Annotated in this window: 16 protein-coding genes and 2 tRNA genes; 9 read left to right on the top strand and 9 right to left on the bottom strand. The window is 42.1% G+C overall.

The genetic code is table 11. From position 1 onward, the window contains the following. Positions 1-191 precede the first annotated feature (191 nt). Entirely contained in the window at positions 192-578 is a 387-nt protein-coding gene (locus JK188_RS03080; protein WP_036956344.1) for a DUF3461 family protein, read from the top strand. Between the two features lie 62 nt (positions 579-640). Here the strand turns inward: JK188_RS03080 and JK188_RS03075 are convergent, their stop codons facing one another. From JK188_RS03075 to JK188_RS03065, 3 genes are read right to left on the bottom strand one after another with little or no spacing between them, the layout of a single operon-like run. Then, positions 641-1,093, bottom strand: a complete 453-nt coding sequence (locus JK188_RS03075; RefSeq protein WP_211887490.1) for a flavodoxin — start codon at positions 1,091-1,093, stop codon at positions 641-643. A gap of 23 nt (positions 1,094-1,116) precedes the next feature. Next, complete coding sequence (gene truC, locus JK188_RS03070) at positions 1,117-1,875, bottom strand: tRNA pseudouridine(65) synthase TruC (protein ID WP_211887488.1); 759 nt, start codon at positions 1,873-1,875, stop codon at positions 1,117-1,119. A 3-nt stretch (positions 1,876-1,878) separates the two neighbouring features. Then, positions 1,879-2,217, bottom strand: coding sequence for a YqcC family protein (locus JK188_RS03065; protein WP_211887486.1), 339 nt, complete (start codon positions 2,215-2,217; stop codon positions 1,879-1,881). Between the two features lie 248 nt (positions 2,218-2,465). Here JK188_RS03065 and JK188_RS03060 point away from each other — a divergent pair, with 248 nt between their 5' ends. Further along, the gene (locus JK188_RS03060) at positions 2,466-3,362 is read left to right on the top strand and encodes a VirK/YbjX family protein (protein WP_211887485.1); all 897 of its coding nucleotides are present in this window, start codon (positions 2,466-2,468) and stop codon (positions 3,360-3,362) included. A gap of 385 nt (positions 3,363-3,747) precedes the next feature. On the opposite strand, the gene syd is transcribed toward JK188_RS03060, so the two are convergent. After that, complete coding sequence (syd, locus tag JK188_RS03055) at positions 3,748-4,308, bottom strand: SecY-interacting protein (protein ID WP_211887483.1); 561 nt, start codon at positions 4,306-4,308, stop codon at positions 3,748-3,750. 158 nt (positions 4,309-4,466) lie between these two features. Here syd and queF point away from each other — a divergent pair, with 158 nt between their 5' ends. The 3 genes from queF (at position 4,467) to xni (ending at position 7,583) form a co-directional block, all read left to right on the top strand. After that, complete coding sequence (queF, locus tag JK188_RS03050; protein WP_036956335.1) at positions 4,467-5,312, top strand: NADPH-dependent 7-cyano-7-deazaguanine reductase QueF; 846 nt, start codon at positions 4,467-4,469, stop codon at positions 5,310-5,312. Positions 5,313-5,415: 103 nt separating this feature from the next. Further along, the gene (ppnN, locus tag JK188_RS03045) at positions 5,416-6,783 is read left to right on the top strand and encodes a nucleotide 5'-monophosphate nucleosidase PpnN (protein WP_211887481.1); all 1,368 of its coding nucleotides are present in this window, start codon (positions 5,416-5,418) and stop codon (positions 6,781-6,783) included. A gap of 44 nt (positions 6,784-6,827) precedes the next feature. After that, the gene (gene xni / locus JK188_RS03040) at positions 6,828-7,583 is read left to right on the top strand and encodes a flap endonuclease Xni (RefSeq protein ID WP_211887479.1); all 756 of its coding nucleotides are present in this window, start codon (positions 6,828-6,830) and stop codon (positions 7,581-7,583) included. Positions 7,584-7,651: 68 nt separating this feature from the next. On the opposite strand, the gene rlmM is transcribed toward xni, so the two are convergent. The 3 genes from rlmM to JK188_RS03025 are packed head-to-tail and all read right to left on the bottom strand — an operon-like array spanning position 7,652 to position 10,112. Then, positions 7,652-8,755 carry a 23S rRNA (cytidine(2498)-2'-O)-methyltransferase RlmM gene (gene rlmM / locus JK188_RS03035; protein WP_211887478.1) on the bottom strand — a complete coding sequence of 368 codons (1,104 nt, stop codon included), beginning with the start codon at positions 8,753-8,755 and terminating at the stop codon, positions 7,652-7,654. Then, positions 8,748-9,143, bottom strand: a complete 396-nt coding sequence (locus JK188_RS03030) for a DUF423 domain-containing protein (protein WP_036956331.1) — start codon at positions 9,141-9,143, stop codon at positions 8,748-8,750. The genes rlmM and JK188_RS03030 overlap by 8 nt, the downstream gene beginning before the upstream one ends. Before the next feature lie 27 nt (positions 9,144-9,170). After that, positions 9,171-10,112, bottom strand: coding sequence for a transcriptional regulator GcvA (locus tag JK188_RS03025; RefSeq protein WP_211887476.1), 942 nt, complete (start codon positions 10,110-10,112; stop codon positions 9,171-9,173). A gap of 651 nt (positions 10,113-10,763) precedes the next feature. On the opposite strand from JK188_RS03025, the gene csdA reads away from it, so the two are divergent. Both csdA and csdE read left to right on the top strand, forming a co-directional pair. Further along, the gene (csdA, locus tag JK188_RS03020; protein WP_211887475.1) at positions 10,764-11,969 is read left to right on the top strand and encodes a cysteine desulfurase CsdA; all 1,206 of its coding nucleotides are present in this window, start codon (positions 10,764-10,766) and stop codon (positions 11,967-11,969) included. 11 nt (positions 11,970-11,980) lie between these two features. Beyond that, positions 11,981-12,442, top strand: coding sequence for a cysteine desulfurase sulfur acceptor subunit CsdE (gene csdE, locus JK188_RS03015; RefSeq protein ID WP_211887474.1), 462 nt, complete (start codon positions 11,981-11,983; stop codon positions 12,440-12,442). A 32-nt stretch (positions 12,443-12,474) separates the two neighbouring features. On the opposite strand, the gene tcdA is transcribed toward csdE, so the two are convergent. Continuing rightward, positions 12,475-13,287 (bottom strand): tRNA cyclic N6-threonylcarbamoyladenosine(37) synthase TcdA, encoded by an 813-nt coding sequence (tcdA, locus tag JK188_RS03010; RefSeq protein ID WP_211887473.1) that lies wholly within the window; start codon positions 13,285-13,287, stop codon positions 12,475-12,477. 52 nt (positions 13,288-13,339) lie between these two features. Further along, on the bottom strand, positions 13,340-14,431 hold the full coding sequence (gene mltA / locus JK188_RS03005) for a murein transglycosylase A (RefSeq protein ID WP_036956326.1): 1,092 nt from the start codon (positions 14,429-14,431) through the stop codon (positions 13,340-13,342). Positions 14,432-14,658: 227 nt separating this feature from the next. Here mltA and JK188_RS03000 point away from each other — a divergent pair. Both JK188_RS03000 and JK188_RS02995 read left to right on the top strand, forming a co-directional pair. Continuing rightward, a tRNA-Met gene (locus tag JK188_RS03000) sits at positions 14,659-14,735 on the top strand. Between the two features lie 87 nt (positions 14,736-14,822). Continuing rightward, positions 14,823-14,899 (top strand) — tRNA-Met (locus tag JK188_RS02995).

Here is a 14,899-nt window from a genome sequence, read left to right as displayed (position 1 = left end):
GCATAATATGGCCGAGAATTTACAGCCCTTGGTCAATTAGCTGCTATTATTAGATGGTTGTTTTGTAACTCATCATTTTATAAGCAATTAGGGCTCAGTAGATGGTTATAAAAAGAGACTGCCTTGTTTATAGCCCTTATTTATAACCCTAAAAGTCATCGACACAGTCCCTTACGATTAAGCGAGCTAACATGTACGATAATTTGAAAAGTTTAGGTATCAGCAATCCGCAAGATATCGACCGCTATTCCCTGCGCCAAGAAGCTAATAACGATATTTTAAAAATTTACTTTCGCAAAGATAAAGGCGAGTTTTTCGCTAAAAGCGTGAAATTTAAGTACCCACGCCAGCGTAAGACTGTTGCAGCAACTGATGGCAGCAACAACTTCAAAGAAATTAACGAAATCAATACTAACTTACGTTATGTGATTGAAGAACTAGACCAAATTTGTCAAAACGACCAAACTGATGTTGATTTAAAACACAAAATTTTGGATGACCTGCGTCATTTAGAACACGTTGTGTCCAATAAAATCGCAGAAATTGAAGCGGACCTCGAGAAACTCACTCGTAAATAGTCTACTTCCTCACTGCACTGTAAGCCGACATGTTTACAGTGCAGATGTATAAGGCTCACTATTTACAGCAAATCTGCCCAAGATTGTAACCACACTTTGGCAAATTCTTCAGGCTCATCCACTTCAGTCGCATCAATAAACAGCACATCGCCAATACGGCTACCAGATTGCTCAGCTAATAACTCATCAAACTGTTTACCCGCTCCGCAGAAGTTCTCATAGCTGCTATCACCTAAGGCGATCACGCCATACTTCAATTCAGGCTGATAGCCGACAATATCTTTAATTTCATAAAAAAGAGGCGCAATGGTATCGGGAATGTCACCTTGTCCGGTAGTGGAAGTGATCACCAGAGCAACGCCTTCCCCCGCATTATAGACTTGCCAATCCGCTAGCGTTGGCTCCTCAAACACTGCCACTTCATGGCCTTGCTGTTCGAAGATCTCTTGCGCCACTTCTGCAACCGCTAATGCGTTGCCATACACTGTCCCGACAAAAATTCCGATTTTGGACACTACGTCCTCCTTATAAAAGCCTATCAAACAGGATAATCAATCACATTAATATCGAGCTTTGAGACAGTATCACCCCACCCAAATTGCTCAACTAATGATAGCCATTGTGCATCCCATGGCGCGACTAACGATATTTTTTCTTCTGTTATAGGGTGAATAAATATTAGCTGGCTAGCGTGCAGCATCAAGCGAGAGACTGAAAAATGCTCACTTACACCGCGGTTTTGTCGTAAGTCTCCATGTTTACTATCCCCAATAATGGGATGACGTAAATGGGACATATGACGTCTTAATTGGTGTTTGCGTCCCGTTTCAGGCTTAAGCTCAACAAGGCTAAAACGCGCAGTATCATAGCGCCCAATTGCCACTGGACACTCGACTGTCGCCAAGGGTTTGTAGTGGGTGACACACTCTTGTAACCGAGGCTCTTTAGTCGCGTGTTTATCCGCAATTTTGTCGAGTTCCTCAAGTAACGGGTAATCTAATCTATCCCCTTCCGTAACGTAGCCCCGCACAATCGCATGGTACACTTTTTCCATAGTATGCTGCTCAAACTGCTCGGCGAGTGACCTTGCGACTTCACTGGATAATGCAAACAACAACACACCCGATGTCGGTCTATCAAGACGGTGGATTGGGAAAACATGCTGCCCAATTTGGTCACGCAGTGTTTGCATCACAAACACCGTCTCTTTGCTGTCTAGCCAACTGCGATGTACCAACATGCCTGCTGGTTTATTAACAGCAACCACATACTCGTCTTGATAGATAATCTCCAACATCCGTTATCCGCCCATCACTGTAAATTGAAAATAACTATCTAATTCACGAAGATGGTCAAGAAACTCAATAAATCGCCCTTCTTCATCGTCTTTGTAGATTTCTTCAAAATACGGTGCGATAGCAAAATTGCTCGGTAGCATGGCACCTTGATCAATCATTGCTGTCAGTCGAGGGATTAAAATCCACTGAAGCCATTGGGCGGCTTCCATCGTATCGATGGCAAAAGGTTCCACACTTTCAAACGCGTCTGGACTTGGCGGGACCTCTTCCCATAAGGATTTGGCTCTCATCTCTATTTCAAGATGACCGAGTTTCTCAAGGATGCGTTGCTCAATATTCATACTAAAGCCTATTCAAATATAATAATTCAAAATATACCGTATTTTTGAATACGGTTCTGTCGCAAACATGGGGATGAGACAAACAAAAAACAATCATGTGCCTAAAAATTGACTTTCAATTTTCCATTTTTAATATTTCTTAAAATAATAAATATTTGTTTATCATTCGTTATACGTTTAGCATTTATTATCAAATGTTTTTCTACACAGTTTGCTTTTTTCATTATTAACATAAAGATGGTTTATCTATGGGACTATTAAAGCAGTGGCGTCAACAAAACAAGACATGGAAATCTTTCACTAACAAATATGTACAGCTAAAAAGAAAGATCCGCATTGCTAAGTTGCCTTCACAACAATATCAGCAATATAAATCGATGTGCGATACATACCAAAGCGCACTGCTATCAGCGACCATCGATGGCGTACCTCAATTTATTGAGCGACCAATTAACAAATATCTGCATAAAACGTGGAGTGGTAAACAGAAATTATCCACTGCAAGCTACACGTTAGATTTAATTGAAAAAACCTTTACACCTGAAGCGATCACCGCCATGTTTTCGGATAAACGAGACGGCTTAACGGTCGCAAATATTGAGCTAAAATCCGGTGATTTTGCCCAATTAAAAATGATCTATTCTCAATATCCACGTGAAGGGGATCTCTCCATCCATTTACTCAATGAAACGGGTGATGAAATCTATTTGATGAGCTTTTCATTTGGTGAACAAGGTCAGCTTTATGTCTGTTCCCTACAAGGGCCATCGACAGAGCAGAGCGTAGAGCAAGTGAAATCCATTACGAAACAGATGCATGCAATGAGGCCTAAAAACCTTTTAATGTCTGCTATTTATGCGGTAGCTGCTTATTTCCAAATCAAATCTATTCTCGGGATTTCAAATAACAGCCATATCAAAAGCCAGCATTTAAAATCCAGCTACGATACGTTTTGGGAAGAGTGTGGCGGAGTTTTAAATGCCGAAGGTTGGTATCAATTACCACTTCAAGAGCCAATGCGTGATATCGAATCAGTGAAAAGCCAGAGACGTTCCGAATTCCGTAAGCGCGAAGCACTGAGAGAAGCCATGTCGCAAAGTATTATTGAGTCCCTCACCCAATACTCAAACTCAGCTCAGAAATAAAAAAAGTAGCCAGCTAAAACTAACTGGCTACTTATCTATCAATTGACTTGCATCCTGCAATGCGACTTCCTGCCGCCTAACATCCTGTTAGATAAAAATTTAGCAGACCAACCGCTCTGCCAGGTTATCCATTTCCTTGTTTTTTATATGTAAAAAAGCTAAACAACTACCCTGTCCAGCCCGATAAGAATGTATTAAATCCATTAAGCAAACAACCTAGTGTTCTACATTCAGGTTATTCAAAAAATAATAAAAAACTTAAAATGGATAGTAACGCTATGAAATTAAAAGTTAAATAATTCTCATTTCGATAATATGAAAAATTATTAAGATATGGCTTAACCAAATTGTAGGCAATAACCTACAGCACCACGCCATAAATCTCTTACCCCTGAGATGATATAACAGGCTTCAGTTGTTGAATAAAGCTCGCAAGATTTTCTGCAATAACTTGTCGTTGCTTGCTTCCAAACGTTTCAACAATAATTTCCCCTGTTAAATTACACATAGAAATCATCTCTAATTCAGAGTCTAACGTGGCAATAAACAGTGTTGGTGGTAACTTTAAGCGCTTTTGAGTCACCAAATGCCCAATCAAGTTTTCCTGTAAGCGAATAAAATCCTCTTCGCTCCACACTTGCACCAAATTCAATGATAAGTCACCAAACGTCGCGCTCATATCTCCTGCTAACTGAGTGGTATAAAAAGCGTGAATATCGCCCTGTAATTGGAGTTCTAGCGCATTAGCGACATTATTTAAACTTTTCTCTTCTAATGGAAACGGCTGAGGCTCCCAATAAACCACATCATCACCAGTACGAACGATGCAAGGAGAAGGCACCCCATACAGCTCAGCAGACACCGGTGGAAGCCCTGTTGCTTCTTGCCATTTAGCCACATACTGGCTGGTAAAATTTTTAATTAAATCAGAGATTATTGTATTCATCGTTTTTCAATTGTGAGAAATAACATTATTAAAACCAATTCAAATTGGCAGGCTCAATATTATGGATAAGTGGTATTATGACAGAAGTTAACAAACGAATAAAATGCACTCAGTTTGCCAATGTTCAGCACTGACACGCCGAAAAGATAAGGATCACTATGTCTCACTATCAAAATAACCCCGCTCTCGATAATTTAACTCTCGGGAAAAAGACGGCTTATCATGACCAATATGATGCCGCTTTATTGCAAGCGGTGCCGCGTAGCCTTAATCGCGATCCTTTGGATATTCATGCTGATACACTGCCATTCCACGGCGCCGATATTTGGACACTGTATGAACTCTCTTGGCTAAATACCCGTGGTGTTCCTCAAGTCGCGATAGGCTCCGTCAGTGTAGATGCCACAAGTGAAAACTTGGTGGAATCAAAAAGCTTCAAGCTTTATCTCAATAGTTTCAATCAGACTCGCTTCGAAACGTGGGAAAATGTGCGAAGCGTTTTGCAAAATGACCTAAGCCGCTGTGCTAATGGCGAGGTTAAGGTTACACTTTATAAACTTGATGACTTTACTCAGCAAGCCATTCACCAATTCCAAGGTGTCTGTATTGATGAGCAAGAGATTGACATCGATAACTATGAATTTAATCGCGACTATTTGGTCGATTGCACTCAACCAGAGGTTGTCGAAGAAACCCTCGTCAGCCATCTATTGAAATCAAATTGCTTGATTACCAATCAACCTGATTGGGGCTCAGTACAAATTCATTATCGTGGTCCGAAAATTGACCGTGAAGCGTTATTACGTTACCTCGTCTCATTTCGTCATCATAATGAATTCCACGAACAGTGTGTGGAGCGCATTTTCAACGACATAACAATACTGTGCAAACCAGAGAAATTATCGGTATATGCACGCTATACTCGCCGAGGTGGGCTTGATATCAACCCATGGCGCAGTAATGAACAATTCGAGCCTGACACGGGTCGTTTGGCACGGCAATAAGTACCTACTAAATTGAAAATCAGTGTAATTTAAGAGAATGCTATTTAAATCATTTTCAATGTAATTCACGCGTCAAGAGCCCAATTGGGCAAAGGAGTGTTACTTGATTACTCATATCAGTCCATTAGGATCTATGGATCTATTGTCTCAGCTTGAAGTCGATATGCTGAAACGTACGGCGAGCAGCCATTTGTATCAGCTATATCGAAACTGCTCCTTAGCGGTATTACATTCAGGAAGCTTAACTGACAGCAGTAAAGAGCTTTTAGAAAAAAGTGCAGGTTTTGATATCAACATTTTACGTCGTGAACGTGGTATCAAATTAGAGCTTATTAACCCGCCAGAAAAAGCGTTCGTTGACGGTAAAATCATTCGTTCATTACAAGCGAACTTGTTTGCCGTACTGCGCGATATTCTGTTTGTTCACGCTCAAATAACTAATGCCAAACAGCAGTTCCATCTCGATTTAGAAAATAGCACTCACCTCACTAATATGATCTTTTCCATCTTACGTAACGCCCGTGCGCTACATATTGGTGAAGATCCGAATATGATCGTGTGCTGGGGTGGGCACTCCATTAATGAAAATGAATACCTGTATGGTCGTAAAGTCGGTAATGAACTAGGCTTGCGTGAACTGAACATCTGCACAGGTTGTGGACCGGGAGCTATGGAAGCGCCAATGAAAGGTGCAGCGGTAGGTCACGCTCAACAGCGTTATAAAGACAGCCGTTTTATCGGGTTAACTGAGCCGTCCATCATCGCGGCTGAGCCACCTAACCCATTAGTTAATGAACTGATCATCATGCCAGACATTGAAAAACGTCTTGAGGCATTTGTCCGTTTAGCCCACGGGATCATTATTTTCCCTGGTGGCGTGGGAACCGCAGAAGAGCTGCTGTATCTGCTGGGTATTATGATGGATCCTGAAAATACCGAGCAAGTGCTGCCATTAGTCCTGACTGGACCAAAAGAAAGCGCTGAATACTTCTCTGTTTTGGATGATTTTATTCGCCATACTCTAGGAGATGAAGCGAGCAAACATTACCAAATCATTATCGACAACCCACAAGAAGTGGCACGCGTGATGAAAAAAGGCATGTCTGCAGTGAAAGAGAGCCGTCGTAATACAGGTGATGCATACAGCTTCAACTGGTCGATTAAAATCGCCCCTGACCTACAGCATCCGTTTGAGCCGACTCACGAAAATATGGCATCACTGAATCTGCATCCGGGTCAATCCCCAGAAAAACTGGCTTCCGATTTACGCCGTGCTTTCTCTGGAATTGTCGCGGGTAACGTAAAAGAAGTCGGCATGAAAGCGATTGAAAAATATGGTCCTTTCAAAATTCATGGGGATAGCGACATCATGAAACGCATGGACATTTTACTCCAAGGTTTCGTGAAACAGCATCGTATGAAGTTGCCGGGTGGCACCGCTTACGAACCTTGCTATGAAATTGTGAAATAATCACCTACGCGCCAAGGAAGGCGCGTTTAACTACCAAACGGCTTATGATCCATTTATTAATTATTGATGCTTTAAACTTAATTCGACGTATCCACGCGGTTCAGGGGAGCCCATGTGGAGAAACCTGTTTATCCGCTATTTCTCAATTGATTAACCACACTAACGCCACCCATATTGTGGCAGTATTTGATGAAGAAGGTCGCCACCATAGTTGGCGTCATGAAAAACTGCCTGACTATAAAGCAGGGCGTCAGCCTATGCCTGAAAATTTACAAGCTGAGTTACCTCAGCTCGTTGCTCAGTTTGAAGAAAATGGTATTCATTGCTGGCAATCTGAAGGTGATGAAGCTGATGATTTAGCCGCCACTCTCGCTAAACGTATTGCCGATTCTGGGCATACCGTCACCATCGTCTCTACCGATAAAGGTTACTGCCAGCTACTTTCTCCAAACCTGCGTATCCGTGACTATTTTCAAAAACGTTGGTTGGACGTACCTTTCATCGAGAATGAATTTGGCGTAAAACCTGAACAACTACCTGATTACTGGGGTTTAGCGGGGATCAGTAGCAGTAAAGTTCCGGGAATTGCAGGGATTGGCGCCAAAAGTGCCACTGAGTTACTTCAGCGATTCCACACTATTGAAAATTTGTACGCCAACTTTGACTCTCTTGAAGAAAAATGGCAGAAAAAACTGATTAACCAACAAGAAATCGCGCTAATCTGTCGCGATATTGCCACATTAAAAACAGACATTGCCTTGAAAGGCAATCTGAATCAGTTGCGCTATCAAGCTAAATAGCAGACACAAAAAAGGTCACTTCATTCACAAAGTGACCTTTTTGCTATTCAAGCTAATCCAGCTTTGACTTAATAATATTCACGCGCCATTGGGTTTGCTGACCAAACTCGTTGTACATGCACAGTGATTTCTTCACGGTCATGATACAAATGTTTTGCGTGGATCAGAACGTTGATACCATTCTCTTTCAACTGAACTTTCATTTTTTCAAGAATATGCGCTACTTCTTCATAGCGTTTTTTCATTGGCAGCTTCAAGTTAAAAATGGTCTCGCGGCACCAGCCTTCTTGCAACCACTGAGTCATTAATGCGGCAACCTTGGCTGGTTTTTCCACCATATCACACACTAACCACGTAATATTTTGAGAGGTTGGCTTAAATTTAAAACCATCTTCGCGGTGATGTCGAACTTGCCCTGTATTCATCAGGCTTTCCGCCATTGGACCATTATCTACCGCTTCCACCATCATGCTGCGTTTGACGAGCTGGTAAGTCCATCCTCCCGGACAGGCACCTAAATCCACCGCCTTCATGCCACTCGCTAAACGCTCATCCCACTCTTCATAAGGAATAAACACATGGAAAGCCTCTTCCAGTTTTAATGTCGAACGGCTTGGTGCATCCGATGGGAACTTCAAGCGCGGAATACCCATATAGAAATTCGAACTATTATTCGAATAAGAATAACCGGTATAGCAGCACCCCGGCGCAATAAAGAACACATGGACTACTGGACGTTTAAAGTTCTCTTGCGCCAATAAAACTTTCTCTTGGCGTAACGCATTACGCAGAGGTACCGTAAATTTACGGCAGAATTTCATTAATTCTTTTGATTCATTGGTATCCGCAACTTCAACACGCAGATCCCCCGCTCTCTCAACCTGCTGGCTAAGCGCGTTCACAATCGGTGTAACTCTATCTTCTGGCGGTAAATCTTTTAATAAATCACCCACCACAAACATTTGGCGAGCAAAAATCAATTCACGAAATGGAAGTGTGCGCGCAAGGATGTCTGCATCCTCAGATTGATAACATTCGAAAATAACATAACCGCTATTTTCTTTAACGCGGGCAAAACCGTAAATTTCGCGTTGCCCTGCTTTATCTGTAATTTCTGCTGCGCACTCTTTTTCAAAGCCCGGGCGGCAATATAATGCAATTTTATTACTCATTGCGTGACGCCGATTTCCTTAGACGCATAGCGCCAATAACAACTAAAAGCCAGCCAACGAGGAAGCAAACGCCACCTATTGGCGTAAAATAAGAGAAGTATTTTACCTGCAATAAGGCCATACAATAAAGGCTACCGCTAAAAAGAAGTATGCCTACGGAGAAAAACACGCCCGCCCAATAGAACCACAAAATGACTTTACGCAGTAATACCGCACCCAGCACCATTAATGCAACGGTATGAAACATTTGATAACGTAGCCCTGTTTCAATCCAAGCCATTTGATGAGCGCTCATAATTGGAGAAAGTGCATGAGAGCCAATGGCGCCAAATGCAACAATAAAAAATCCACTAATCCCTGCAAAAATTAACATCAAACGACTATTCACAATAGCACCTTCGTTTTAACTGTTTGATTATTGTATATGCGTCAAATCTTGGTCATTGGTAATAAAGCCAAGCTTTTCTTGCTCACTGGCTGCTTGTGCAAGGATCCATTGACGAAATGCCGCTATTTTCCCTAAATCGGCCTGACTCTCTTGGCAGACCAGATAGAATGCATTTTTACTGACTAATACTTCGCTAAACGGACACACCAATCTGCCAGCATCAATCTCATTCTTTGCCATCACATTGTTGGTTAATGCTACCCCTTGCCCATGAACTGCTGCTTGGATCACCATAGCGCTATGGCTAAAAATAGGTCCTTGCTGCACATTCACAATATTCTGCAAATCAAGCTGCTTCACATAAGCTTGCCAATCACGGCGAGAAGAGTCATGAAGCAACGTATGCTTCGCTAAATCTTCCGGGTTCTTCAGTTGATTCCCTCCGGTCATTAACGAAGGTGAACACACTGGCATTAAATATTCGGCGTAAAGTCTGTCCGTTCTTAAGCCCGCCCAGTTTCCTCTGCCATAAAAAATGGCAACATCCACATCATCCGCTAGCTTATCTTCTTCCCGATCAACTGCTTGAATACGCACATCAATGCCAGGAAAAGCTTGGTTAAATCCAGAAAGCCGAGGAACCAGCCATTGTATCGCGAAACTTGGCGATAAGCTTACAGTTAGTGCGCCTTTTGCGCTTCTGGCTTGAAGCTTTCTCGTCGCTTCATTTAAAGACGAGAAAATTTCTTTAATATCAAGGTAATAACTTTGCCCCTCTTCCGTCAGCAGCAATGAACGATTTCGACGGCGAAATAGCTTTAATCCGAGGAAATCTTCTAAGCTTTTTATTTGATGACTAACAGCTGCCTGTGTCACAAATAATTCATCTGCCGCTTTAGTAAAACTTAAATGACGGGCGGCGGCATCAAACACTCTCAGAGCATTTAAAGGCGGTAATCTTTTAGACATAATCTCTTCGACTCAGCTTCGTTATACGCATTAGTTTTTCTCATCCGAAGCATTATAAATTGTCCCTTGAGGATACGCCAGTAAATACCTATAGTATGCGCACTTCCTAAGCCGGAACGAAAAGTTGCAGAGTTTAGTTACTTTGAAACTTTTGGCTTTGTGGTTGTGATGTTGTGTTTGCAAGTTGTCTGGTTAATCCAGGCTTTGTAGCGATTGCTACTGTTTTTTTCACTTCCTGTACATTTACCCTGTCTGTCCATAGTGATTTTTATAGTGCACCGCCTAAGCGCGGTGCTTTTTTTATTTTGGGCGCCATAAAATCCATTATGAAAGATAAAAAAACATTACCCCATCGGATTTCGAGTAAAAAAGCCCAAAAAACGCATCTTAAATTAAATTTAACCATTAGGTTAAAAAGCAAACCTTCATCGACTTAGTGCGCTAACTTTTTTCAGGCGCGCAATTATTCAAAAATTTGCGCAAAAATCTTCCTGTTAAGTGTAACAAATTATTTCTAATAATCGATAACTGAATAACATTTTTTATCTCCATCTACTTATTCGCCGTTTTCCGTTATTATCATAATCAACGCATATTCATAACCACAGCCACATTCACCTATTGGATAGCTAACATCAAAGAATCAGCATAATGGATAACTTTAACGCCCCTCAATTTCGTCAGCAATTTCCAGCCATCGGCTCTGACATTGTTTTCCTTGATAGTGCCGCTACCGCCCTAAAACCCTTGGATATGATCAACACCTCTGATGATTACTATCGCTTTTCAGGCAGTTCTGTCTATCGTGGGCAATCCCCTGAAGCATTAAAAATTACTCGCTTGTACGAACAAGGTCGCGTACTAACGGCAAAATATATCCAAGCGCCAGACGAAAAATCCATTATCTGGACACGTGGCACCACTGAATCTATTAACTTGATTGCGCAGAGCTATTTCCGTGAAAAACTCCAAGCAGGTGATGAAATTATCGTCAGTGAGACTGAGCATCACTCAAATTTGCTGCCTTGGCTGATATTGGCACAACAGACAGGCGCAAAGATTGTTAAATGGGCGGTGACTCCTGACTTAACCTTAGATCTCAATACGCTGCAATCACTCTTGAACACCAAAAGCAAAATTGTTGCAGTAACACAAATGTCTAACGTAACGGGCTACCAACCAGACATTAGCGCGATAACCATACTTGCCCATCAATTTGGTGCAAAAGTCGTTGTTGATGGCGCTCAGGGCGTTGTACACCAACCTCTTAACGTCATGGAAACCAATGTAGATTTCTACGCTTTTTCAGCACACAAATTATATGGACCAACAGGTTTAGGTATCTGCTATGGAAAACCTGAACATTTAGCCAATATGAGTCCATGGCATGGCGGCGGTAAAATGTTAAATCACGTTGATTTTTCAGGCTTCACCCTCGCCCCAATCCCTCAGCGATTTGAAGCTGGAACCCCGAATATCGCGGGTGTGATCGCCTTTTCAGCCGTGCTCGAGTGGCTTTCAACGCAAAACTTAGCGCAAACAGAAGCCTATACTTGTGCGCTGATAGACTATGCCTATGAGCAGCTTTCTCAGCTCGAAGGCGTGATTTTCTATCGAAATCAAAATTCGCCACTTTTATCTTTCAATTTCCACAATATTCACCATAGTGATTTAGGGCTTTTCTTGACCGAACAGAAAATTGCATTACGCTATGGACAACATTGTGCTCAACCATTGATGGATTCACTCAATATTAGCGGCTGTTTACGCATCTCAGCCATGCCATATAACAACAAGCAAGATATTGATAAATTTATTGATTCAGTGAAATTTGCACTTTCGATTTTAAATGATTAAAAGGTAATCTAATGACTTTGTCTCGACATGAACTGGCTTCTCATCCATTTGGCACAGAAATTGTCATTCACGAAATCGTTGAACAGTTTTCCAAACAAAAAGCGTGGGAAGATAAATATCGCTTACTTATCCAGCTCGCGAAAAAACTGCCCTCTCTCACAGAAGAAGAAAAGCAGCAGACTCAGGAAGTTCAAGGGTGTGAAAACCGTGTATGGATTGGCGCTATTCTCAATGATGATGATACATTCCATTTTTATGGGGATAGCGAAGGTCGTGTAGTAAAAGGGTTATTTGCTATTTTGCTCGCCTGCGTTGAACAGAAAAATGCACAGCAAATTTTAGAGACTGATTTTGAAGATATTTTTAGTCAAACAGGTATAACAGGGCAACTCAGTGAATCCCGCCAAAATGGGATCCACGCATTAATTACAGCAATCAAAAACATTGCGGGTGAAATGACCCCAGCAGAGTGATTATCCCGTTGAGGCTACATCGTAGCCTCAATCTACTGTTTAGCTTCTCTTTGTGCCTTTGCAACCATCTTTTTCAACGCATGGGACACTGCAATAAAGCCAAAACTGGCTGTGACCATCGTGACCGCACCAAATCCTGATGCACAATCCATACGTTTTGAACCATCTGCCGTGCTTTTTGCTGCGCATACTGTTCCATCACTTTGTGGATAGACCAACTGCTCCGTCGAAAACACACAATCAATTCCCAATTTACCTTTGCCATTTTTCACGACATTAAAGTCTGACTTCAGACGTTCACGTAATTTCGCTGCCAAAGGATCTTGAACTGTCTTTGCTAAATCCGCGACTTGAATTTGGGTCGGATCAATTTGACCACCTGCGCCCCCCGTCGTCACGATAGGAATTTTAAAACGTCGGCAATACGCCAACAGCGCCGCTTTTGGTCTTACACTGTCAATGGCATCAATAACGTAATCAAATCCCAAAGAGAGGTATTCCGCCACATTATCTACTGTAATGAAATCATCAATGACATTCACGGTACACTCAGGATTGATTGCCAAAATGCGCTCTTTCATCACATCAACTTTAGGTAGCCCCACCGTTGATTTCAATGCATGAAGCTGGCGATTCGTATTGGTCACGCAGATATCATCCATATCTATCAGGGTGATAGCGCCAATACCTGAACGCGCTAATGCTTCAGCAGCCCATACGCCAACGCCGCCCACACCAATAACACACACATGTGAACGAGCAAAAAGATGAAGGGCTTGTTGCCCATATAAACGCCCGATTCCAGCGAATCGCTGCATCCACGCATCAGAAAGCTGAGCTTGCATAATCACAAACAACCTTAGTTAAAACGAAAATCGAATAAACAATAAATGGGGGCTACATTGCACTAAAAACAGGTTGGCTCTTTTTCAGAACCCATACACGCCCATAGTGGTTGTAAAAACCGGCCATTTTACCGGCATCGTGCCCTGTTCCATGATAAATATCGAAATGGTGCCCTTTAATTGCTCCGCCCACATCGAGGGCAACCATCATACGCATTTCGTATCTACCCGTAAATTTCCCATTTCCATCTAATACAGGAACTTCGGCTAATAATGCGGTTCCCGGTGGGATCAAGGTTTTATCCGATGCTACCGAGGCTTTTGCTACTAATGGCACCGCACTCGCGCCTCTTACAGGAACAAAAGATTGCGGTTTAAAGAAAACAAACGATGGATTACTTTCAAGTAATTCACGCACTTCTTGTTCACTGTGGGTGTTTGTCCAGTCGTGAATAGCCTGTAGGGACATTTTTTCTAAAGGCACTTCGCCTCTATCAACCAGCACCTTGCCAATACTTTTATATGCATGGCCATTTTTTCCTGCATAAGCGAAGAAATTCAGTGGGCTACCATCGCCGAAATCCACATAACCACTGCCTTGTACTTCCATCATAAAGTTGTCGACAGGAGAATCGCTGTAAGCCAAGATCAGATTGTTACTGAGCGCGCCATTATATATTTGCGCACGGCTAGGTAAGCGCCCCTTGCTTTTTGATGGCATACCATACAATGGATGGCGGTAATTACCTTGCGGCGAGCGGCGAGCTTCAATTACTGGAGTATAGTACCCCGTAAATTGAACGTTTCCGTAATTGTCCATCCCTTCCATTTGGAAAGCCGACAAATTAAAACGCGATAACTGAGCAGGATCGCCCCCTGCCATTAACCAGTTTTCTATTGCATGGTAAGTTTCATTATTGTTATTGAATAAGCGTGGTGATGCATTTTGAATTTCCGTCACTTGACGATTAAAATCCGGCGCATTTATTGGTCGTCCTTGCACGTTAACTTGATTAACTTGTTGCAAGTCACTGTGCAGTTTACCATCTTTATATTGTTGCCCTTTATCTGTTGGATGAGATTGACACCCAGCCAATAAAGAAAAGAAGACGCCCGCGATTAACCCTTTCTGCCATGAATTCATCTTTATACCACCTAACCCATATCCAATATGAAGCGCACAATAGCAAACCCAAATTGAGAATGAAACGGCTATAAATATTTAGTGAGGTTATTTTTGGGTTAGAAGCCTTCAAAGAACAAAAAAAATACATTTTGTGTGTTTTTTAAACACTAATTAATGAAAAATGAAAAAAAAACACGAAAAAACTTGCATCAGATCTCATCCCGAGTATAGTGCCGCCTATCGGACGCGGGGTGGAGCAGCATGGTAGCTCGTCGGGCTCATAACCCGAAGGTCGTTGGTTCAAATCCAGCCCCCGCAACCAATTTCTTGATTTAGTCAAACTTGATTCAGTCAAAGTAAATTCAGCAGTAAAAACAAAGTAGTATCCCAAAGTAGTGAAATATTCAGGCGCGGGATGGAGCAGCATGGTAGCTCGTCGGGCTCATAACCCGAAGGTCGTTGGTTCAAATCCAGCTCCCGCAACCA

The sequence above is a fragment of the Providencia sp. JGM181 genome (genome assembly GCF_018257375.1).
In the GTDB taxonomy this organism is placed as follows: Bacteria; Pseudomonadota; Gammaproteobacteria; order Enterobacterales; family Enterobacteriaceae; genus Providencia; species Providencia lanzhouensis.
This window is presented reverse-complemented; position numbering and strand designations above follow the sequence as displayed.